Source organism: Streptomyces kryoterrae, assembly GCF_054072135.1.
This window is the reverse complement of the sequence record NZ_CM133358.1, coordinates 6,662,002-6,681,955: the sequence shown is the minus strand read 5'-3', so window position 1 is coordinate 6,681,955 and position 19,954 is coordinate 6,662,002. Positions and strand designations below refer to the sequence as shown.

Genomic DNA, 19,954 nt, shown 5'->3' with positions numbered 1-19,954 from the left:
TGGCGGTGGTCGCCGCGTCGTTCAGACGGCGAGGCGACCACCGTCGGCCACGATCACCTGGCCGGTGACAAAGCTCGCGCGCTCGCTCGCCACGAACGCGATGACCTCGGCGAGTTCCTCGGGCGTGGCGTTGCGCTTGAGCGGGTTGACCTCGGACCAGGTCGTGAACTGGTCGGCGCCGATGAAGTCCACCACGTTGTCGCTGTTCACGTTCCCAGGGGCCACCGCGTTGACGCGTATGCCGTACCGGCCCCACTCCGCGGCCCAACTGCGGGTGAAGGATTCGACGGCCGCCTTCTGCGCTCCATACGTCGCCATGTGCGGCATGGCGATCGCGGCGGCGATACTGCTGATGTTGATGATGTTGCCGCCGCCCCGCTCGATCATCCCCCGGACGAGTCGTGTGCTGAGGACGAAGGTGGCGCGCACGTTGGTGTCCCATGACTCCGCGTTGGCTTCGCTGTCCTGGTCGAGGGTCGGCTTGATGCTGGCCCTGTAGCTTGCCGCGTTGTTGACCAGCACGTCGATTTCACCCGCCTCCTCGGCCAACCGCTCGACGTCGGCGAGATCGCTCAGATCGGCGAGGACGAACCGGGCCTTTCCTCCGCCGGCGGTGATGTCGTCCACCACCTCGGCCCCGCGCTCAGCGTTGCGGCCGGTGATCACCACCGACGCCCCGTCGCGTGCGAACACGTGCGCCGTCGCGGCGCCGATACCTCCTCGCGACCCCGCACCCGTGATCAGCACGCTCTTGCCCTCGAAATCCATGGTGTGCTCCTCAAAAAGAAAAAATGTCTGACGGCGCGCGCCGAGATCGGGCGGCAGCTTCCCTCCTGCCCTGGTGGCCGCGCCGTGCGTGCACCACGGTAGGACCGGCCTGACATAGAGGCAAATAGTGGCAACGTATACTCTGCATTGACATCTCCTATGTCATGTCGAAGGTTGGATTTCGAATGAACCTGCGCCAGTACGAATACGCCCTGGCCGTCGCCGACGAGGGCTCCATGACAGCGGCAGCGGAACGTCTGCAGGTCACTCAGCCCTCTCTGTCGCAGCAGATCGGCACCTTGGAGAAGCACCTCGGGGTGCAGCTGTTCACCCGCACCCCGAGCGGGGTGACGGTGACGGTGGCAGGGCGGGCCTTCCTCGCGGAGGCGGAAATCGCGACGACCGCATCCCGGCGCGCCGTCATGGCCGCACGCGCCGCCGACGGGGAACTGGCGGGCGAACTCATCATGGCTGTCCACATGGGCCTGGGAGCACGCCAGTTGCCCCAGGTGTTGGGGCAACTGCGCAACCGCCACCCGAAGCTGCAGGTGACTCTCCACGAGGAGCCCGATCCCACGGACATGGAACGACTGGTCCGCCAGGGAACCCTCGACATGATCCTCGTGCACCGCTTCCCCGCCGGGTGCACCTTCGACATCCACCCTTTGGGCGAGGAAGCCTACGTCGCCGTCCTGCCCAAGGGGCACCCGCTTCTCTCCGACGGCGCCGCCCTGCGCCTGGAAGACCTGGCGTCAGAGGGATGGATCCGGTTCCGGCGCGCCAGCCTGCTCGACGACTACCTCGCCCGCCTGCTCGCCGACGCCGGCCTCAGCCCGCACACGGTGGCCCGAGCGTCACAGATCTCCACCGCGGTGCGGCTCGTGGCGCAGGGCCTGGGCGTCACCGTGGTCCCGGCCTCGGCCGTCCCCGAAGGCTTCGAAGAACTGGCCTGCCCCCTACTGCCCTCCCTGACCGAGCCCGTCCTCGTCGGTGTACGGCGCAATCCGGGTGCGGCAGAGGCGGCCATGCTCGACCATCTCCACCAGCAGAACTGGTGCGGCGCAGGGCTTCTCTGCCAGTAGGACTCCGTTAGGGGGACCGGGACTGAGGTGGCGATCCTTGACAGGGTATCGGGGCGGGGTGGTGGGCTGACGCCTCAGCCTCGTTCATGATCGGCCGGGTTTGCGGTCACCGTTGCTGGTCTCGGTGCCTGCGTCGGCATAGGTGGGGTCTTCTTGGCAGCGGGCGGCGCTGGTGGCGTTCTGGACGAGGAGGAAGCCGAGGACGACGAGGCTCTGTGCTTCGGCACCGGAGTGGTGCCAATGATTTGCCCGCGGTGGTTCGTGCCGAACATGAGTTTCGATGGGCCGATCACCGTCGCCCTTCAAGGTGACTTCGCCAAGGCGAGGCTGGAAGGATCCGCCCCAGGAATCAGCCGAGCAGCGCGGTTGCTTCGACCTCGACGAGCACATCCGGCTCGAAGAGGGAGTCGACACCGATGAGGGAGGCGGGCGGCATGGGAAGCCGGAGCCCGATCTCTTTGGCGACGGCCTCCACGCCGGCCATGAAGTCGCCGATCTTCTCCGGGCCCCACCGGGTCACGTAGAACGTCAGGCGCAGCACATCCGCGAACGACGCGCCCGCGCCCGCCAGCCCGACGGAGGTGTTGCGCAGCGCCTGGGCGACCTGCCCGGCCAGATCGCCGGGCGCGACCGGAGTCCCGTCGGCCCGGCGCGCGATCTGGCCGCTGACGTGGACATGCTTCGTTCCGGTGCCCACAGCGACGTGGTGGTACGGGACCGGCTGCAGCATGCCTTCGGGCGTGAAGTGCTGAACAGTCATGGCTATGTCTCCTTTGAACTAGGTATTCCTAAGCTACCTAGTAGAAGAAGGACACTTCAACGAGACCAGGTTTCGCCATGGATACCGACGACGACCTCCGCATCGACTCCTCGCACCGCGAACTGCTCGACCAGATCCTCGACAAGTGGTCGCTCAGCGTCCTCAACGAGCTCTGCGAACGGCCGTGCCGCTTCAACGAACTGCGCCGAGCCGTCCCCCAGGTCACACAGAAGTCACTGACCGCGACACTTCGACGACTCGAACGGAACGGCGTGATCGAGCGCGAGGTCGTCTCCACCCGCCCGGTGGCGGTCAGATATCGAATCACACCACTGGGCAAGACCCTTCGATCTCCCGTCGACGCACTGCTGGCGTGGACCTCGGAGAACATGCCCGCCATCACACGAGCACGCGACACCTACGACACGCGGGGAGAAGAAGCAGGCCCCTGATCTCCCTCCCCAGCCTCGGCCGGGCGCCGGGGCGGGGGACAGGGCTCGGCGTCGTCGCATGACGTCCGTTTGGTGATCACGTGAGTCCGAGGAGCGCGAGCGGTCGGCGTGGATCGCGGGCAATGCGGCGGGGGCTGGCTGCGGTGTTGGTGCCGCCGGCCAGTCTCGATGGCCACGTTGCGCCAAGTGGCCATGGCGCGCGGCGCGTTGCCGGTTCGCAGCTGGGAGGCGATTTCCACGAAGGTGGTGTCGCGGACGTGGTGCAGGGCCTCTACTTTCCAGTATTCGCGGATCAGCGTGGTGATCTGGGCGGATGTGGCCTGTTCGGCAGCCAGGCTGGTGACGGCGTAGACGGTCGTGATAGTGGTCTTGCGGTCCGTGCGGCGGCGCTTGACCTGGATGGCCTGGCGGGTGCCGGGGAAGAGCAGGTTGTTCACGGTGGCGACCGGCACCGTTCGGTGTCGGCGTGATCCGGACGGGGCGGGTTCGACGAGGACGATGATGCCGGCGATCAGGAGCAGCGGCCGACCGGTGGTGCTGGTGGGAGGGCAGCGAGGCGTGAACACGGCGGGAAAGGAGGCGCTACCGCTCCGCAGTCCAACAGGTAACTCAGCTGACCTGCAACGACGCCCTATGCGTTCCGAAAAACCGGGAGAGGCGTTCCCGGGCCCAAGTGAGGCGATCCTTTGACCTGCGGCTAAGCAATTTTCCGCAAGGCCCGTGAGGACGAGGCCCCTTCAGGGCCGAAGCGGGGGTCCGGGGGCGGCAGCCCCCCGCAAGGCCCACCGAACCCAGGGCACCCCTCAAGCGGCCCTCAGCCATCCAACCGGTCCAGCAGCGCGCAGCGCCACCTCTCCGTCTCCGCGACCTGGTTGAACGTGAACAGGTGCAGCCCCGCCACCCCCGCCCCGGGCGCCGTGAGCGCGTCCTCCGCCCGGGAGAGCAGGCTCTCCGGCGAGTACCCCCCGGGCGCCGCGAACCGCAGGAACCAGGACGCGTGCTTCGTCAGGAAGCGCGTCGACTCCCCCACCCCGATCTTCGTCGCCATGGACAACAGCTTCGCCCGCTGCACAGGCCCCGCGACACCCACGTACACGGGCAGCGCGACCTCCCGGCGCCGCACCCGGCCGACCCACTCCCCGAGCACGCGCGCGTCGAAGCACAGGTTGCTCACGATGTACGTCGCGTGCTCGCGCTTGTCCCACATGGCCTGGATGGTGACGTCGTCGTGGATGAGCGGATGGCTCTCGGGGTAGCCGGTGACACCGACCTGCGTGAACGGGCCACCCAGCTCACCGAGCCTGCGCAGCACCGGCAGGGCACCCTCGTAGGCCCCCGCGGGCGGATCCGCGTCGCCCGCCGGCACGAAGACGTCGTCCACCCCGATCTCCCGCAACCGGTCGACGACGTCCTTCAGGTGCGCGTCGTCCCGCAGCAGCCGGGCAGGAACATGCGGAACCACCTGGTACCCCTGCGCCGCCAGCCGACCCACGAGATCGAGGGTCGGCTCCAGCCCTTTGACCGGCGACGCCGTGACCGTGATCACGACGTCGCGCGGCACGTGGGCCAGTACCTTCTCCTCGGTCGCCTTCGTGGGCAGCACCTCGTACCGGACGCGCTCAAGCAGCGCCCTCAGCCCTGAGGTCCCCAACGCCTACCCCGCCTGCTGGGCGTCGGCGTCGCGGTGGCGGTAGTACGCGGCCTTGGAGGCGGGCAGCGGCTGCTTGCCGAGGATGAGATCGGCGGCCTTCTCGGCGATCATCATCACCGGCGCGTAGATGTTGCCGTTGGTGACGTAGGGCATGACGGAGGCGTCCACGACGCGCAGCCCCTCCACACCGTGCACCCGCATGCTCTCCGGGTCGACAACGGCCATCTCGTCCGCCGAAGGACCCATCTTGCAGGTGCAGGACGGGTGCAGGGCCGTCTCGCCCTCCTTGGCGACCCAGTCGAGGATCTCCTCGTCCGTCGCCACCTTCGCCCCCGGCGAGACCTCGCCGTCGTTGTACGGAGCCATCGCCGGCTGGCTGAGGAGCTTGCGCGCGACCCGGATCGCCTCGACCCACTCCCGCCGGTCCTGCTCGGTGGAGAGGTAGTTGAAGCGCAGCGCCGGATGCTCGCGCGGATCCCTGCTCTTGATCTTCACGGAGCCGATGGCGTCGGAGTACATGGGGCCCACGTGCACCTGGTAGCCGTGGCCGCCGGCCGGCGAGGAGCCGTCGTAGCGGACGGCGATGGGCAGGAAGTGGAACATCAGGTTGGGGTAGTCGACGTCCTCGTTGCTGCGGGCGAAGCCGCCGGCCTCGAAGTGGTTGGTGGCGGCGGGGCCCTTGCGGAACAGCCACTGCAGGCCGATGAAGGGGGCGCGCCACTTCGCCAGATACGGCTGCATGGACACCGGTTGCTTGCAGGCGTACTGGACGTACACCTCCAGGTGGTCCTGCATGTTCTCGCCGACGCCCGGGAGGTCGTGGACGACGTCGACACCGAGGGCGCTCAGCTCCTCCGCGTTGCCGACGCCCGACAGCTGGAGCAGCTGCGGGGAGTTGATCGCACCGCCGCAGAGGATGACCTCCTTGGCGCGGACCTGCTGGGGCTTCCCCTTGCCACGCTGGTACTCGACCCCGACGGCCCGCTTGCCCTCGAAGAGGACGCGGGTGACGAGGGCGCGCGTGGTGACGGTGAGGTTGGGCCGCTTCCGGACGGGCTTGAGGTACGCCTTGGAGGCGGAGAGCCGGCGCCCCCGGTGGACGTTCCGGTCGAACTTGGCGAAGCCCTCCTGCCGGTACCCGTTGACGTCGTCGGTGGGCGCGTACCCCGCTTCCTCGGTGGCCTTCAGGAAGGCGCCGAAGAGGGGGTTGGTGGCCGGGCCGCGTTCGAGGACGAGGGGGCCGTCGTGGCCGCGGAACTCGTCGTCCGGGTCGGCGGCGAGACAGTTCTCCATGCGCCGGAAGTACGGCAGACAGTGCGCGTAGTCCCACTTCTCCATGCCGGGGTCGGCCGCCCAGCGCTCGTAGTCCAGGGGGTTTCCGCGCTGGAAGATCATGCCGTTGATGCTGCTGGAGCCGCCGAGCACCTTGCCGCGCGCGTGGTAGACGCGCCGGCCGCCCATGTGGGGCTCGGGCTCGGACTCGTACTTCCAGTCGTAGAACCGGCTGCCGATGGGATAGGTGAGGGCCGCGGGCATCTGGATGAAGACGTCCCACGGATAGTCGGACCGGCCTGCCTCCAGGACCAGCACCCGGTTCGCCGGGTCCGCCGAGAGCCTGTTCGCAAGTGCGCTGCCGGCCGATCCGCCGCCGACGATGACGAAGTCGTATTGCAGGGGAGCCATGATGTCTCGTCTCGCTCGCGCCGTAGATACGCGAGGCATGCTAATCCAGTAGCGCCATACGCACCAGGTTGCGGGACACGCAACATGCAAGCTCTTGGTTTCGGTGTTGTTACTTGCAACGGTGTTGTTTACCGCGCGTATAGTTTCGCTGTGAGCAACCACAGCACAGACACCGAAACGTCCAATTCACAGGCCGGCGGAGTGCAGTCGGTCGACCGCGCGATCAGCGTTCTGGAGATTCTCGCCCAGCGCGGTGAGGCAGGCGTCAGCGAGGTCGCCGCCGAGATCGATGTTCACAAATCCACCGCTTTCCGGCTGCTCGGCGCCCTGGAGGCGCGCGGTCTGGTGGAGCAGGCGGGCGAGCGCGGCAAGTACCGTCTCGGCTTCGGCATCGTGCGGCTGGCCGGGGCGGTCACGGGCAGTATCGACATCACCCAGCAGGGCCGCCCGGTGTGCGAACAGCTCGCCGAGGAGATCGGCGAGACCGTCAACATCGCGGTGATGCAGGAGCACTACGCCGTCAACCTGTTCGAGGCACGCGGCCCCGGTGCCGTCAGCGCGTACAACTGGGTCGGCCAGCTGACCCCGCTGCACGCCACCTCCAGCGGCAAGGTCCTGCTGGCCCACCTCCCCGCGAAGGAGCGCGCCGCGCTGCTGAACGGGGCCGGCCTGAAGAAGGTCACCCCGCACACCATCACGGCGAAGACGAAGCTGGAGAACGACCTCGCCCAGGCGCGCGAGCGTGGGTACGCGTGGACGCAGGAGGAGCTGGAGATAGGGCTGCACGCGATGGCGGCACCGATCCGGGACCACACCGGGACGGTTGTCGCGGCGGTGAGTGCGTCCGGGCCCTCTTACCGGTTCACCGCGGAGCGGTTGCACGAGCTGGCGCCGCTGCTGGTCAAGGGGGCGGCCGAGATCAGCCACCGTATGGGGTACCTCGGCTGAGTTCGTCGGCAGCGGGCCAGGTGGGAGCTGGTCGCTCCCCCATCGCGGCGGAGCCGCAGAGCGGCTACAGCCCCGCACCCCTCAAGGGCGCGTGCCCAGCCGCTCGTTGACCCAGTCGTGGAAGGCGCCGATGTGGTGCTCGCTGGGGACCAGGACGCCGCCCTTCGCGTAGAGCCGGGAGTGCATTCCGGGCTGGGTGCGCTCGCAGGCCTCGAAGTCCTGGCGGTTGACCCGGTCGAAGAGTTCCACGGACCGGCTGACGTCCTTGCCGCTCTCGACGACGTGCGGGAGATACAGCCAGTCGCACTCGACGATCGTGCGGTCGGCGGCCACCGGGTACATCCGGTGGAAGATCACGTGGTCGGGTACGAGGTTGATGAACACCTGCGGTTTGACGGTGATCGCGTAGTAGCGGCGGTCCTGGTCCTCCGCGACGCCCGGGATGCGGTCGAGGCCCTCGGAGCCGTCGATGGTGAACCCCTGGACCTCGCCGCCGAACTCGGCGCCGTGGCCGACGTAGTACTGGGCGGCGTAGCCGTCGGCGAACTCGGGGAGCACCTCGGTGAGTTCGGGGTGGATCGTGGCGCAGTGGTAGCACTCCATGAAGTTCTCGATGATGAGCTTCCAGTTGGCCTTCACGTCGTAGACGATCCGCTTGCCGACCGAGAGGTTGTCGATGTCGTAGTGCTCGATCGACTCGACGTCACCGAGCCGGCCGATGACCTCCCCGATGACGTCCTCCTCGAAGGAGGGCGGGTTCTCCGCGAGGCAGACCCAGACATAGCCGAGCCATTCCCGGACAGCCACGCCGACCAGGCCGTACTCGGTACGGCCGACGTCGGGCATCTTGGTGAGGTTGGGCGCGGCGACGAGCTTGCCGTCCAGGCCGTACGTCCAGGCGTGGTACGGGCACTGGAAGGCCCGCTTGACCTCGCCGGTCTCCTCGGTGCAGAGCTTGGCGCCGCGGTGCCGGCAGACGTTGAAGTAGGCGCGGATCGAGTTGTCCCGCGCCCGTGTCACGAGGATGCTCTCGCGGCCCACGTCGACGGTCCGGAAGGCGCCGGGCTTGGCCAGTTCGGAGGCGCGCGCGACGCAGAACCACATGGTCTCGAATATGCGCTCCTGCTCCTGCGCGAAGATCCCCGCGTCCGTGTAGGAGGAGCCGGGCAGGGTCGCGATCAGACTGTCGGGCAGACTGGTCGAGGTCACGGTGCACTCCTCGGAGAAACGTCGTGGTCGTGTGGATCGGTCAACTGGGTATCGCGTAGCACCCTTGAGGGGCGGGCCCGCCAGGGGCGCGGGGCTGTATCTGATCTGCGGTTCCGCCGCGACGGGGAGCCTCCACCGGGCCCGCAGCCAAAATCACCGCACTCCCGGCACAGCCAACTGCTTGCGCCACCGCACAAAAAGCCGAGGCTGGTTCATCCCGAGAACAGCGACCGGCTCCCCGGCCCGCCGGTAAACGGCCAGGACATCGCGGTCGCCGACCGCGCCTTCCTCGACCGTCACACTGTCAGCGCCCCCCGCATGGCCGACGAACTGGATCTTCACCCCGTACTGGTCGGACCAGAAGTAGGGCGGCCGGGGCACCCCCGGCTCCACCGCACCGCCGGCCAGCAGCGTGGCCACGGCGGCAGCGGGACGCTCCAGCGCGCCCGTCCAGTGCTCGACCCGGCGATGGGCGCCCACCCGGGGGTCGTACCAGTTGGCGCAGTCGCCGACCGCGACCACACCGGCGAGGCTGGTGCGGCCGTCGGCGCCGCACTTGACGCCGTTCTCGAGGGCGACGCCGGACCCTGCCAGCCAGTCGACGCAGGGCCGCGCGCCCACCCCGACGACGACGATGTCGGCGGGAACGCTGCGTCCGTCCGCCAGCAGAACGGCCTCGACCCGGCGCTCCCCGCTCAGCCCCTTGACCCCGACGCCGCACAGCAGCCGTACGCCGTGGTCCGCGTGGAGGCCGGAGACGACGGCACCCATGGCCTCGCCGAGCGGTCCGGCGAGCGGTGTCGGGGCGGCCTCGATCACCGTCACGTCGAGGCCGAGGGCGTACGCCGTGGAGGCGACCTCGGCGCCGATGAAGCCGCCGCCGATCACCACCAGCCGTCCGCCGCGGGCCAGTTCGTCGCGCAGGGCGCGGGCGTCGTCGAGGGTGCGCAGGGTGTGCACACCGGCCAGGCCGTCGGCGCCCGGGAGGGTGCGGGCGGCGGCGCCGGTCGCGATGACGACGCCGTCGGCGCGGACCTCCCGGCCGTCGGCGAGGCGGACGGACCGGTCGGTGCGGTCGAGGCCGGTTGCGCGGGTGCCCAGCAGCCACTCCGCGCGCAGGTCCTCGCCGTCCGTCTCCAGTCCGAGATCCGCCTCACCGAGGGTTCCGGCCAGGAACTCCTTGGACAACGGCGGTCTGTCGTACGGGCGGTGAGCCTCGTCGCCGATCAGAACCAGCCGTCCGTCATAGCCCTGCTTGCGCAGGGAGCGCGCCGCCGACAGTCCGGCCAGCGAGGCGCCCACCACGGCCACCGTCCTCACGCGGGACCCCCGGCGAGCCGGGACGCGACACAGGGCGGCAGGTTGGGGGCGTCCGTGGACACCCGTACATGGATCATGCCGTCCTCGACGACGACCTCGTGCGTCCGCACCGGCAGCTTGGCCGGCGGGGAGTCGACCGCGCCGGTGCGCAGGTCGAACTTCGAGGCGTGCAGCGGGCATTCCACCTCGCAGCCCTCCAGCCAGCCGTCGGCCAGCGAGGCATCCTGGTGGGTGCAGGTGTCGTCGATGGCGAAGACCTCGCCGTCGTCGGTGTGGAACACCGAGACGGGCGGGTCGATGTCGAGCCGGAAGGCCTCACCTCGCGGGAGATCCACGAGACGGCACGCGGGAATCATCATGACACCTCGGTGCGTATAGCGAAACGGATTGCGGTAAGCGCAACGTCAGTTTGAGGGCGCCCAGAACCCTTGTCAAGAAGTCCAGGGACCGGGATGAGCCACGATTTGAGTTGCGCCCTGAACAACTTCGCTCACATTGCACAACGTGAAACCAAGCAAGCCCGATGCCGGAACGAGTGCTTCAGAGCAGCTCGGACAGGCATCGGGCAGCAAAGCCCCCCGGGGTGGGGCGTACGGATCGATGGACGGACCGCTGGACGGACCGGGCGGTCAGAAGCCGCGGTCGATCCACTCCTGGAGGTGCGGGGCCTCGGCGGCGACGGTGGTCGTGTCCCCGTGCCCTGTGTATACGACGGTGTCGCCGGGCAGGGTCAGCAGCCGGTCCCGGATCGAGTCGACGATGGTCGGGAAGTGGGAGTAGGAGCGGCCGGTGGCCCCGGGGCCGCCCGCGAAGAGGGTGTCGCCGCTGAAGAGGGCGCTCAGGGCGGGTGCGTACAGGCAGACCGCGCCCGGGGCATGACCGGGCGTGTGCAGCACGGTCAGCTCGACACCGGCCACGGTGAGGACCTGGCCCTCGGCCAGCTCGCCGTCGGGCGCCCGCTCCGGGTGGGTCTGCTTCCACAGCGGCAGGTCGTCGCCGTGGAGCAGGATCGGGGCGCCGGTGCGCTCGGCGAGGGCGGGGGCAGCGTCGATGTGGTCGTTGTGGGCGTGGGTGCACACGATGGCCCGGAGGGTGCGACCACCGAGGGCCTCGGCGATGGCGTCGGCGTCGTGGGCGGCGTCGATGACGATCGCCTCACTCTCGTCGCCGATGATCCACACGTTGTTGTCGACGTCCCAGGTGCCGCCGTCGAGCGAGAACGTGCCCGAGGTGACCAGACGTTCGATACGGGCGCCGGCCATCACAGCACCACCACCGAACGCAGTACGTCGCCGCCGTGCATCCGGTCGAACGCCTTCTCGACCTCGTCGAGCGCGATGGTCTCGGTCACGAAGGCGTCCAGGGGAAGGCGGCCCTGGAGGTAGAGGTCGATGAGCATGGGGAAGTCACGGGAGGGCAGGCAGTCGCCGTACCAGGACGACTTCAGCGAGCCACCGCGCCCGAAGACGTCGATCAGCGGCAGCTCAAGCTTCATCTCCGGCGTCGGCACCCCCACCAGAACCACGGTCCCGGCGAGGTCGCGGGCGTAGAAGGCCTGCTTGTACGTCTCCGGGCGGCCGACCGCCTCGATGACGACGTCGGCGCCGTTGCCGCCGGTCAGCTCACGGATCGCCTCGACGGCGTCGGTCTCCCTGGAGTTGACGGTGTGGGTCGCGCCCAGTTTGCGGGCGGTCGCGAGCTTGCTGTCGTCGATGTCGACGGCGATGATCTTCGCGGCGCCGGCCAGGTTCGACCCGACGACCGCCGCGTCCCCGACCCCACCGCAGCCGATGACCGCGACGGAGTCGCCGCGTCCGACGTTCCCGGTGTTGATGGCGGCGCCGATACCGGCCATCACCCCACAGCCGAGCAGCCCCGCGACAGCGGCGGAGGCGGCCGGGTCGACCTTGGTGCACTGCCCGGCCGCGACGAGGGTCTTCTCGGCGAACGCGCCGATACCCAGCGCGGGCGACAGCTCGGTGCCGTCGAGCAGGGTCATCTTCTGCTTGGCGTTGTGCGTGTTGAAGCAGTACCACGGGCGCCCGCGCAGACAGGCCCGGCAGTTCCCGCACACGGCACGCCAGTTGAGGATCACGAAGTCACCGGGGGCCACGTCCGTGACTCCCTCCCCGACCGACTCCACGACCCCGGCCGCCTCGTGACCGAGCAGGAAGGGGAAGTCGTCGTTGATTCCGCCCTCGCGGTAGTGCAGGTCGGTGTGACACACCCCGCAGGCCTGGATCTTCACCAGCGCCTCGCCCGGCCCGGGGTCCGGCACGAGGATCGTCTCCAGGCCGACGGGGGCGCCCTTGCCCCGCGCGACGACAGCACGGACCTGGTGAGTCATGGCCACTCCTCGGCTGATGCGAAACCTGATACGAGACCCGAGCCGAGCGTTGCTTATTACGGCACGCATCTCATGTGTCGCAACACAGCATCATGGAGTGCCGACCGCCGGTCAAGGATTCAGACGTTCCTCCGGTACTGCCCCCCGATCTCGAAGAACGCCTCGGTGACCTCGCGCAGCGTGCACACCCTGGCGGCGGCCATCAGGGCCTCGAAGGCGTTGTCGCCGCCCACCGCGGCCTCCTTCAGCCGGGCGAGCGCCTGTGTGGCCTCCGCCCCGTGCGTGTTCTGGAAGTCGCGGACGCGCGCGAGCTGGGACTCCTTCTCCGTCTCCGTGGCACGGGCGAGCTCGACCTCGTGGGACGCTCCCTCACCGCCGGGCCGACGGAAGGTGTTGACGCCGATGATCGGCAGCGTGCCGTCGTGCTTGCGCTGCTCGTACAGCATCGACTCGTCCTGGATGCGCCCGCGCTGGTAGCCGGTCTCCATCGCGCCGAGCACACCACCGCGCTCGTTGATCCGGTCGAACTCGACGAGCACCGCCTCCTCGACCAGGTCGGTGAGCTGGTCGATGATGAACGACCCCTGGAGCGGGTTCTCGTTCATGGCGAGGCCCCACTCGCGGTTGATGATGAGCTGGATGGCCAGCGCCCGCCGCACCGACTCCTCGGACGGGGTGGTGACGGCCTCGTCGTAGGCGTTGGTGTGCAGGGAGTTGGCGTTGTCGTAGATGGCGATCAGGCCCTGCAGGGTGGTGCGGATGTCGTTGAAGTCCATCTCCTGGGCGTGCAGGGACCGTCCGGAGGTCTGGACGTGGTACTTCAGCTTCTGGCTGCGCTCCCCCGCCCCGTACCGCTCCCTCATCGCGACGGCCCAGATCCGGCGGGCGACGCGGCCGAGCACGGAGTACTCCGGGTCCATGCCGTTGGAGAAGAAGAACGACAGGTTGGGCGCGAAGTCGTCGATGCGCATACCGCGTGCCAGGTAGGCCTCGACATAGGTGAATCCGTTGGCCAGGGTGAAGGCGAGCTGGCTGATCGGGTTCGCCCCGGCCTCGGCGATGTGGTAGCCGGAGATGGACACCGAGTAGAAGTTGCGGACCTTCTGCTCGATGAACCACTCCTGGATGTCGGCCATCATCCGCAGGCTGAACTCGGTGGAGAACAGGCAGGTGTTCTGCCCCTGGTCCTCCTTGAGGATGTCGGCCTGCACGGTGCCGCGCACGTTCGCGAGCGCGTGCGCCCGCAGCTCGGCCGCCTCCTCGGGCGAGGGGTCACGGCCCTCCGCCGTACGGAACTTCTCCATCTGCTGGTCGATGACGGTGTTGAGGAAGAACGCCAGCACGGTCGGCGCCGGCCCGTTGATCGTCATGGACACGGAAGTGGTCGGCGCGACCAGATCGAACCCGTCGTACAGCGCCTTCATGTCGTCCAGGGTGGCCACGGAGACGCCGGACGTGCCGACCTTGCCGTAGATGTCGGGGCGTTCGTCGGGGTCACGGCCGTAGAGGGTGACGGAGTCGAAGGCGGTGGACAGCCGGGTGGCCGGCTGGCCCTCCGAGAGCAGCTTGAAGCGCCGGTTCGTACGGAACGGGTCGCCCTCTCCGGCGAACATCCGCGCCGGGTCCTCGCCGTCGCGCTTGAAGGGGAACACCCCGGCGGTGAACGGGAAGAGGCCGGGCAGGTTCTCCCGGCGCCAGAACCGCACCAGCTCGCCGTGGTCGGTGAAGGCGGGCAGCGCGACCCGGGGGATCAGGTTGCCGGACAGGGACTCGCGGTTCAGCTTCGTACGGATCTCCCGGTCCCGTACCTTCACCACCTGCTCGTCCCCGGAGTACGACGCCACGACCGCGGGCCAGTTCCGGATCTGGTCGCCGATGTCGTGCGGGAGGTCCCGACGGGCGTCGGCGAGCAGCGACTCCACGCCTCCCGCCTCGGCCCCGGCCTCGACGAGTTCGCCCTTGACCGCGTCCAGCCGCTGCACCCGGCGGGCCGCTTCGGCCAGTGCCTCGGTCCGGTCGTGGTAGGCGCGGACCGCCTCCGTGATCTCGGCGAGGTAGCGCACCCGTTCGGCGGGCACCACCCGCCGGATGCCGGAGGAGTGCCGTACGGCGACCGGCGCGAGGGTGCCTTCGGACAGCGGCAGTCCCCGCTCGGCGAGCCCGGCCCTCAGGTGCTGGTAGAGCGCGGTGACCCCGTCGTCGTTGAACGTGGCCGCCGAGGTGCCGTACACCGGCATGTCCTCCGGCTTCTTGCCGAACGCCTCGCGGTTGCGGACCAGTTGGCGGCCCACGTCACGCATCGCGTCCTTGGCGCCGCGCCGCTCGAACTTGTTGATCGCCACGACGTCGGCGAAGTCGAGCATGTCGATCTTCTCCAGCTGCGAGGCGGCACCGAACTCCGGCGTCATCACGTACATCGCCGTGTCGACGTACGGCACGATCGCCGCGTCGCCCTGGCCGATGCCCGGCGTCTCCACGATCACCAGGTCGAACCCGGCGGCCTTGACCACGTCGATCACGTCGGACAGGTGCTCGGGCAGCTCACGGCTGCCGCGGGTGGCCAGGCTCCGGAAGAAGACCCGGCTGCCGTCCAGGGAGTTCATCCGGATGCGGTCGCCGAGCAGCGCCCCGCCGCCGCGACGCCGGGTCGGGTCGACGGCGATCACCGCGATCCGCAGCTTGTCCTGCTGGTCGACACGGAACCGCCGTACCAGCTCGTCCGTGAGAGACGACTTCCCGGAGCCGCCGGTACCGGTGATCCCGAGTACGGGCGTGACCCGTGCCGCCGCGGCGGCGCGCACCTGCTCCAGCAACTCCGGGGGCAGCTTGCCCAGTTCGGCACCGGTGATGGCGCGGGCGATGGCGAAGCGGTCGCCGGTCAGCACGGCGGCGGCATCGACCGACCTGCTCTCCCAGAGGTCGAAGTCACAGTCCTTCACGACCGAGTTGACCATCCCGGCGAGGCCCATCCGCTGCCCGTCCTCGGGCGAGAAGATCGTCACGCCGCTGCGGCGCAGCCGGGCGATCTCCTCGGGCACGATGACACCGCCGCCGCCCCCGACCACCTGGATGTGCTCGGCCCCCTGCCCGCGCAGCGACTCGACGAGATACTCGAAGTACTCCACATGCCCGCCCTGGTACGACGAGACGGCCACCCCGTGCGCGTCCTCCTCCAGCGCCGCGTCCACGACCTCCCGCACCGACCGGTTGTGCCCCAGATGGATCACCTCGGCGCCCTGGGACTGGAAGATCCGCCGCATGATGTTGATCGAGGCGTCGTGTCCGTCGAACAGCGCCGAGGCGGTGACCAGGCGTACGGGGTGCACGGGCCGGTGGAGATCGTTCATGGTCATGGGGCCTTCCCAAAACGCGTCGGGGAGCACGACTGCCGATTTACTTGGACGTCCTACTAAAGACAATACTAGGACGTCCAAGTAAATCGCTGGCGACCCGAGCTCCGTAATGTGCCTCACGCTGTTATGCAACTAGTTGCACAATCGCTCTCCCGTCCTCTACAAAGGCAGGACCGACCCCGCCCCCGGAGGCCCCCATGAGCCGTTACCCCCACCTGCTGACCCCCCTCGACCTGGGCTTCACCACCCTCCCCAACCGCGTCCTCATGGGTTCCATGCACATAGGCCTCGAAGAGGCCGAACACGGCTTCGAGCGTATGGCCGAGTTCTACGCCACCCGCGCCCGCGGCGGCGTCGGCCTCATCGTCACCGGCGGCATCGCCCCCAACGACGCCGGACGCCCGTACGCGGGCGGCGCCAAACTCACCACCGACGCGGAAGCCGACCAGCACCGGACGATCACCGACGCCGTACACCGCGAGGGCGGCCGGATCGCGATGCAGATCCTGCACTTCGGCCGGTACGCCTACCACCAGGACCTGGTCGCGCCGAGCCCCCTCCAGGCCCCGATCAGCCCCTTCCCCCCGCACGAGCTCACCGACGCCGAGGTCGAGCAGACCATCGACGACTACGCCCGCACCGCCCTCCTCGCCCGCCGGGCCGGCTACGACGGCGTCGAGATCATGGGCTCCGAGGGCTATCTGATCAACGAGTTCATCGCCACGCAGACCAACCACCGCACCGACCGCTGGGGCGGCTCCTACGAGAACCGCACCCGCTTCCCCCTGGAGATCGTGCGGCGGGTGCGCGAGGCGGTCGGCGCGGACTTCATCCTCATCTACCGCCTGTCCATGCTGGACCTGGTCCCGGGCGGCTCCACGCTCGACGAGGTGATCACCCTCGCCCGGGCCGTCGAGGCGGCCGGCGCGACCATCATCAACACCGGCATCGGCTGGCACGAGGCCCGTATCCCCACCATCGCCACCTCGGTGCCGCGCGGCGCGTACTCCTGGGTGACGAAGAGGCTGATGGGCGAGGTCGGCATCCCCCTCGTGACCACCAACCGCATCAACACCCCCGAAGTCGCCGAGGAGTTGCTCGCCGACGGGTGCGCGGACATGGTGTCGATGGCCCGCCCGATGCTCGCCGACCCCGACTTCGTCAACAAGGCGCGCGACGGGCGTCCCGAGGCGATCAACACCTGCATCGGCTGCAACCAGGCCTGCCTGGACCACACCTTCAGCGGGAAGATCACCTCCTGCCTGGTCAACCCGCGTGCCTGCCACGAGACGGAACTCGTCCTCTCACCGACCAAGCTGCGCAAGCGGGTCGCCGTCGTCGGCGCCGGCCCCGCCGGTCTCGCCTGCGCCGTCTCCGCCGCCGAACGCGGCCACCAGGTCACCCTGTTCGACGCCGCGTCCGAGATCGGCGGCCAGCTTAACGTCGCCCGCAAGGTCCCCGGCAAGCAGGAGTTCGACGAGACCCTGCGCTACTTCCGCCACCAGCTCGACGCCCACGGCGTGGACGTACGCCTCAACACCCTCGTCGCCGAAGGCGATGTGACCGACTACGACGAGATCGTCGTCGCCACCGGCGTCACCCCCCGCACCCCGGACCTCCCCGGCGTCGACCACCCGAGCGTCGTCGGCTACCTCGACGTACTGCGCGGCGACGTGCCCGTCGGCGAGCGCGTCGCGATCCTCGGCGCGGGCGGCATCGGCTTCGACGTCGCCGAGTACCTCACCGACGGCGGCGACAAGACGAGCGAGGACCCGGCGGCGTACTTCCGCGCCTGGGGCGTCGACATGGACTACCGCACCCCCGGCGGCCTGGCCGCGCCCGAGCGCCCGGCGCCGCCGCGCAGCGTCCACCTGCTCCAGCGCAAGGCGTCCAAGGTCGGCGCCGGGCTCGGCAGGACCACCGGCTGGATCCACCGCACCGAGCTCAAGCACCGGGGCGTCACCATGGTCCCGGGCGTCCGGTACGACCGGATCGACGACGCCGGTCTGCACGTCACCGTCGACGGCGACTCCACCGTCCTGCCGGTCGACACCGTCGTCCTGTGCACCGGCCAGGACCCGCGCCGCGACCTGTACGACGAGCTGCTCGCCGCCGGCCGCAGCGTGCACCTGATCGGCGGCGCCGACGTGGCCGCCGAGCTGGACGCCAAACGCGCCATCAAGCAGGGCACGGAGCTGGCGGCGGCGCTCTGACAGCCGTACGAGCACACGAGCACAGGTCAGCCAGCACCGCCGGTCCCTAGGATTGAGCTCATGTCACTCCCGCACGCGATCCTCACCGCCCTGCTCGAAAAGCCGTCCTCGGGGCTGGAGTTGACCCGGCGGTTCGACAAGTCGATCGGCTACTTCTGGTCGGCCACCCATCAGCAGATCTATCGCGAGCTGGGAAAACTGGAGGCCGAGGGGCACATCCGCGCCCTGCCCGCCGAGCAGCCGACCCGCGGGCAGAAGAAGAGCTACGAGGTCCTGCCCGCGGGCCGCGCCGAACTGGCCCGCTGGACCGCCGCGTCCCAGGAACCCAAGCCCTACCGCGACACGATGCTGCTGCGGCTGCGCGCCTCGGCGGTCGTCGGCACCGAAGGCATCGAGGCCGACCTGCGCCGCCATCTCGCTCTGCACCAGCAGCAGTTGACGGAGTATCAGGAGATCGAGGAGCGGGACTTCCCGCCCGGTACGGGCAGCGCCCGGGCCGGCTCCCAGGGCCGCCTCCAGCACCTGGTCCTGCGTGCGGGCATCGACCTGGAGACCTTCTGGACCCAGTGGCTCACGCACGCCCTGGCGGAGTTCGCGGAGCTGCCCGGCGAAAACCGGTGAGCGCCCCGTCCCCGAGGACGGATCTCGGACACAGGGCGCTCACGGCAGCCGAGCCGATCGGCTCAGCCGCATCAATCAGCTCACGTGGGTGGGCAGTTGCCCCTCAGAGGCGGAAGACATCGAGGAAGGAGCTCCAGAATCCCTTCCTGCGCTGTTCCTGAGGAGCCGCCGGGGCCTGCTGCGGCGCCGGACGGGGTGCCGGTTCGGCCGCCGGAGTCGGCGTCAGGCTGCGCAGGGCCGCCGCCATCCGGGTGGCCGGTGTCGGGCTGAACCGCGCCGGCAGCGCGACCAGGGCGCGGTGGAAGGGGCCGGGGCGCCACATCAGGCTGTCCTGCGGGACCGCGAGGGTCAGGTCGGGCAGCGCGTTGAGGATCCTCTCGATCGCCGTGAGCGCGATGACCTGGGCCGGATCCTTGGCGGGGCAGGCGTGCGGGCCCGCGCCGAAGGCCAGGTGCGCGCCCTTGCTGGCCATCTGCCGGGCCTCGTTGAGGGCCGGGTCGCTGTTGGCGGCGGCGAAGCTGATGACGACCGGGCTGTTGGCGTCGACCGGTACGCCACCGAGGTCGACGTCCTGCAACGCGTAGTGCGTCGCGTAGTTGGCGATGGGCGGGTTGTTCCACAGCACGTGCTCGATGGCTTCCTCGACCAGCATGCCGCTGCCGCGCCCCGACGGGCCGTCGGACAGCAGCAGGAGCAGGGAGCTGGCGATGAGGTTGCGCTCGGGTTCGAGGCCCGCCCCCATCAACACGATGAGCTGGTACCGGAGTTCGTCGTCGCTGAGGCCCGCCGGATGCTGGATGAGCCAGGACGTCACGTCGTCGCCCGGCTCACGGCGCTTGAGCGTGATCAGCTCAAGGAGGGAACCGGCCACCTCCTCAAGGCCCTTCTGGGCGTTGTCGCCGTCGAACAGGGCGGACATACCGGTGGTGAGGCGGTCGCCGATGTCGGCGGGGCAGCCGAAGATCTTGTTGAACAGAAGCAGTGGCACCAGCTTGGCGTAGTCGTTGAGAAGGTCGGCGCGGCCCCGCTCACTGAACTGGTCGATCAGGTAGTCGGCGATCGGCTCGACGTCCCGGCGGATCCGGCTGATGCTCAGCTTGGCCAGGCTCTCGGTGACGGCCTTGCGCAGCCGCAGGTGCACGGCGCCGTCGGTGAACAGGACGTTGGGCTGGTAGGCCATCATCGGCAGGACCGGGCTGTCGAGGGAGACACGGCCCTCGTTGAGCGCGGCCCAGCGGCGCGAGTCACGGGAGAACAGGGTGGTGTTCTGGAGCACCCTGAGGGCCATCTCGTGCTGGACGACGAGCGTGGCGTCCACCCCGGGGGCGAGCTCGACGGGTGCCGCGGGACCGTAGGCGCGCATCTGGTCGTAGACGCGGTGCGGCTCGGCGGCGAAGTCGGCGCCGTGCATGGGGCATCTGGCGGGCGCGCTCGGCGTGGCACCCGCGTGCTGTGTGTCCATGAGGGTTCCTTAGGGATCCCCGCGCGTCGGGGCGGGGGACGGGGGTGAGGAAAAACCTTGTGCGAGGACCTGTTCCGGATGGCCT

General features: G+C 69.3%; 17 protein-coding genes. 5 read left to right on the top strand and 12 right to left on the bottom strand.

Going from position 1 to position 19,954, the window contains the following annotated elements; all coding sequences use genetic code 11:
- Positions 1-21: 21 nt before the first annotated feature.
- Positions 22-768, bottom strand: coding sequence for an SDR family NAD(P)-dependent oxidoreductase (locus ACW4TU_RS29730; protein ID WP_457416825.1), 747 nt, complete (start codon positions 766-768; stop codon positions 22-24).
- A 185-nt stretch (positions 769-953) separates the two neighbouring features.
- Here ACW4TU_RS29730 and ACW4TU_RS29725 point away from each other — a divergent pair, with 185 nt between their 5' ends.
- Entirely contained in the window at positions 954-1,850 is an 897-nt protein-coding gene (locus ACW4TU_RS29725; protein WP_457416823.1) for a LysR family transcriptional regulator, read from the top strand.
- Between the two features lie 349 nt (positions 1,851-2,199).
- Here ACW4TU_RS29725 and ACW4TU_RS29720 read toward each other — a convergent pair whose 3' ends face one another.
- Positions 2,200-2,610 (bottom strand): RidA family protein, encoded by a 411-nt coding sequence (locus ACW4TU_RS29720; protein ID WP_457416821.1) that lies wholly within the window; start codon positions 2,608-2,610, stop codon positions 2,200-2,202.
- Between the two features lie 77 nt (positions 2,611-2,687).
- Between ACW4TU_RS29720 and ACW4TU_RS29715 the strand changes: the two genes are divergently transcribed.
- Entirely contained in the window at positions 2,688-3,062 is a 375-nt protein-coding gene (locus ACW4TU_RS29715; RefSeq protein ID WP_457416819.1) for a winged helix-turn-helix transcriptional regulator, read from the top strand.
- Here the strand turns inward: ACW4TU_RS29715 and ACW4TU_RS29710 are convergent.
- The 3 genes from ACW4TU_RS29710 to betA all read right to left on the bottom strand — a co-directional run bounded on the left by ACW4TU_RS29710 (position 3,029) and on the right by betA (position 6,396).
- Positions 3,029-3,628 carry a hypothetical protein gene (locus ACW4TU_RS29710; RefSeq protein ID WP_457430736.1) on the bottom strand — a complete coding sequence of 200 codons (600 nt, stop codon included), beginning with the start codon at positions 3,626-3,628 and terminating at the stop codon, positions 3,029-3,031. The genes ACW4TU_RS29715 and ACW4TU_RS29710 overlap by 34 nt on opposite strands.
- 248 nt (positions 3,629-3,876) lie before the next feature.
- Positions 3,877-4,713 carry a methylenetetrahydrofolate reductase gene (locus ACW4TU_RS29705; RefSeq protein ID WP_457418028.1) on the bottom strand — a complete coding sequence of 279 codons (837 nt, stop codon included), beginning with the start codon at positions 4,711-4,713 and terminating at the stop codon, positions 3,877-3,879.
- 3 nt (positions 4,714-4,716) lie between these two features.
- Entirely contained in the window at positions 4,717-6,396 is a 1,680-nt protein-coding gene (betA, locus tag ACW4TU_RS29700; RefSeq protein ID WP_457418026.1) for a choline dehydrogenase, read from the bottom strand.
- A 201-nt stretch (positions 6,397-6,597) separates the two neighbouring features.
- On the opposite strand from betA, the gene ACW4TU_RS29695 reads away from it, so the two are divergent.
- The gene (locus tag ACW4TU_RS29695) at positions 6,598-7,344 is read left to right on the top strand and encodes an IclR family transcriptional regulator (protein WP_457430387.1); all 747 of its coding nucleotides are present in this window, start codon (positions 6,598-6,600) and stop codon (positions 7,342-7,344) included.
- A gap of 81 nt (positions 7,345-7,425) precedes the next feature.
- On the opposite strand, the gene ACW4TU_RS29690 is transcribed toward ACW4TU_RS29695, so the two are convergent.
- The 6 genes from ACW4TU_RS29690 to icmF all read right to left on the bottom strand — a co-directional run bounded on the left by ACW4TU_RS29690 (position 7,426) and on the right by icmF (position 15,567).
- Complete coding sequence (locus tag ACW4TU_RS29690) at positions 7,426-8,553, bottom strand: aromatic ring-hydroxylating oxygenase subunit alpha (RefSeq protein ID WP_457418024.1); 1,128 nt, start codon at positions 8,551-8,553, stop codon at positions 7,426-7,428.
- A gap of 153 nt (positions 8,554-8,706) precedes the next feature.
- Positions 8,707-9,873 carry an NAD(P)/FAD-dependent oxidoreductase gene (locus ACW4TU_RS29685; RefSeq protein WP_457418022.1) on the bottom strand — a complete coding sequence of 389 codons (1,167 nt, stop codon included), beginning with the start codon at positions 9,871-9,873 and terminating at the stop codon, positions 8,707-8,709.
- On the bottom strand, positions 9,870-10,232 hold the full coding sequence (locus ACW4TU_RS29680; RefSeq protein WP_457418020.1) for a bifunctional 3-phenylpropionate/cinnamic acid dioxygenase ferredoxin subunit: 363 nt from the start codon (positions 10,230-10,232) through the stop codon (positions 9,870-9,872). The genes ACW4TU_RS29685 and ACW4TU_RS29680 overlap by 4 nt, the downstream gene beginning before the upstream one ends.
- A gap of 270 nt (positions 10,233-10,502) precedes the next feature.
- Positions 10,503-11,135, bottom strand: a complete 633-nt coding sequence (locus ACW4TU_RS29675) for an MBL fold metallo-hydrolase (protein WP_457418018.1) — start codon at positions 11,133-11,135, stop codon at positions 10,503-10,505.
- Positions 11,135-12,220 (bottom strand): S-(hydroxymethyl)mycothiol dehydrogenase, encoded by a 1,086-nt coding sequence (locus ACW4TU_RS29670; protein ID WP_457418016.1) that lies wholly within the window; start codon positions 12,218-12,220, stop codon positions 11,135-11,137. The genes ACW4TU_RS29675 and ACW4TU_RS29670 overlap by 1 nt, the downstream gene beginning before the upstream one ends.
- Positions 12,221-12,339: 119 nt before the next feature.
- Entirely contained in the window at positions 12,340-15,567 is a 3,228-nt protein-coding gene (gene icmF / locus ACW4TU_RS29665) for a fused isobutyryl-CoA mutase/GTPase IcmF (protein WP_457430386.1), read from the bottom strand.
- Between the two features lie 203 nt (positions 15,568-15,770).
- On the opposite strand from icmF, the gene ACW4TU_RS29660 reads away from it, so the two are divergent.
- Both ACW4TU_RS29660 and ACW4TU_RS29655 read left to right on the top strand, forming a co-directional pair.
- On the top strand, positions 15,771-17,786 hold the full coding sequence (locus tag ACW4TU_RS29660) for an FAD-dependent oxidoreductase (protein WP_457418014.1): 2,016 nt from the start codon (positions 15,771-15,773) through the stop codon (positions 17,784-17,786).
- Positions 17,787-17,846: 60 nt separating this feature from the next.
- A complete protein-coding gene (locus tag ACW4TU_RS29655) occupies positions 17,847-18,407 on the top strand; it encodes a PadR family transcriptional regulator (protein WP_457418012.1) in 561 nt (186 codons plus the stop codon).
- A gap of 103 nt (positions 18,408-18,510) precedes the next feature.
- On the opposite strand, the gene ACW4TU_RS29650 is transcribed toward ACW4TU_RS29655, so the two are convergent.
- A complete protein-coding gene (locus ACW4TU_RS29650) occupies positions 18,511-19,818 on the bottom strand; it encodes a cytochrome P450 family protein (RefSeq protein WP_457430384.1) in 1,308 nt (435 codons plus the stop codon).
- Between the last annotated feature and the right edge of the window lie 136 nt (positions 19,819-19,954).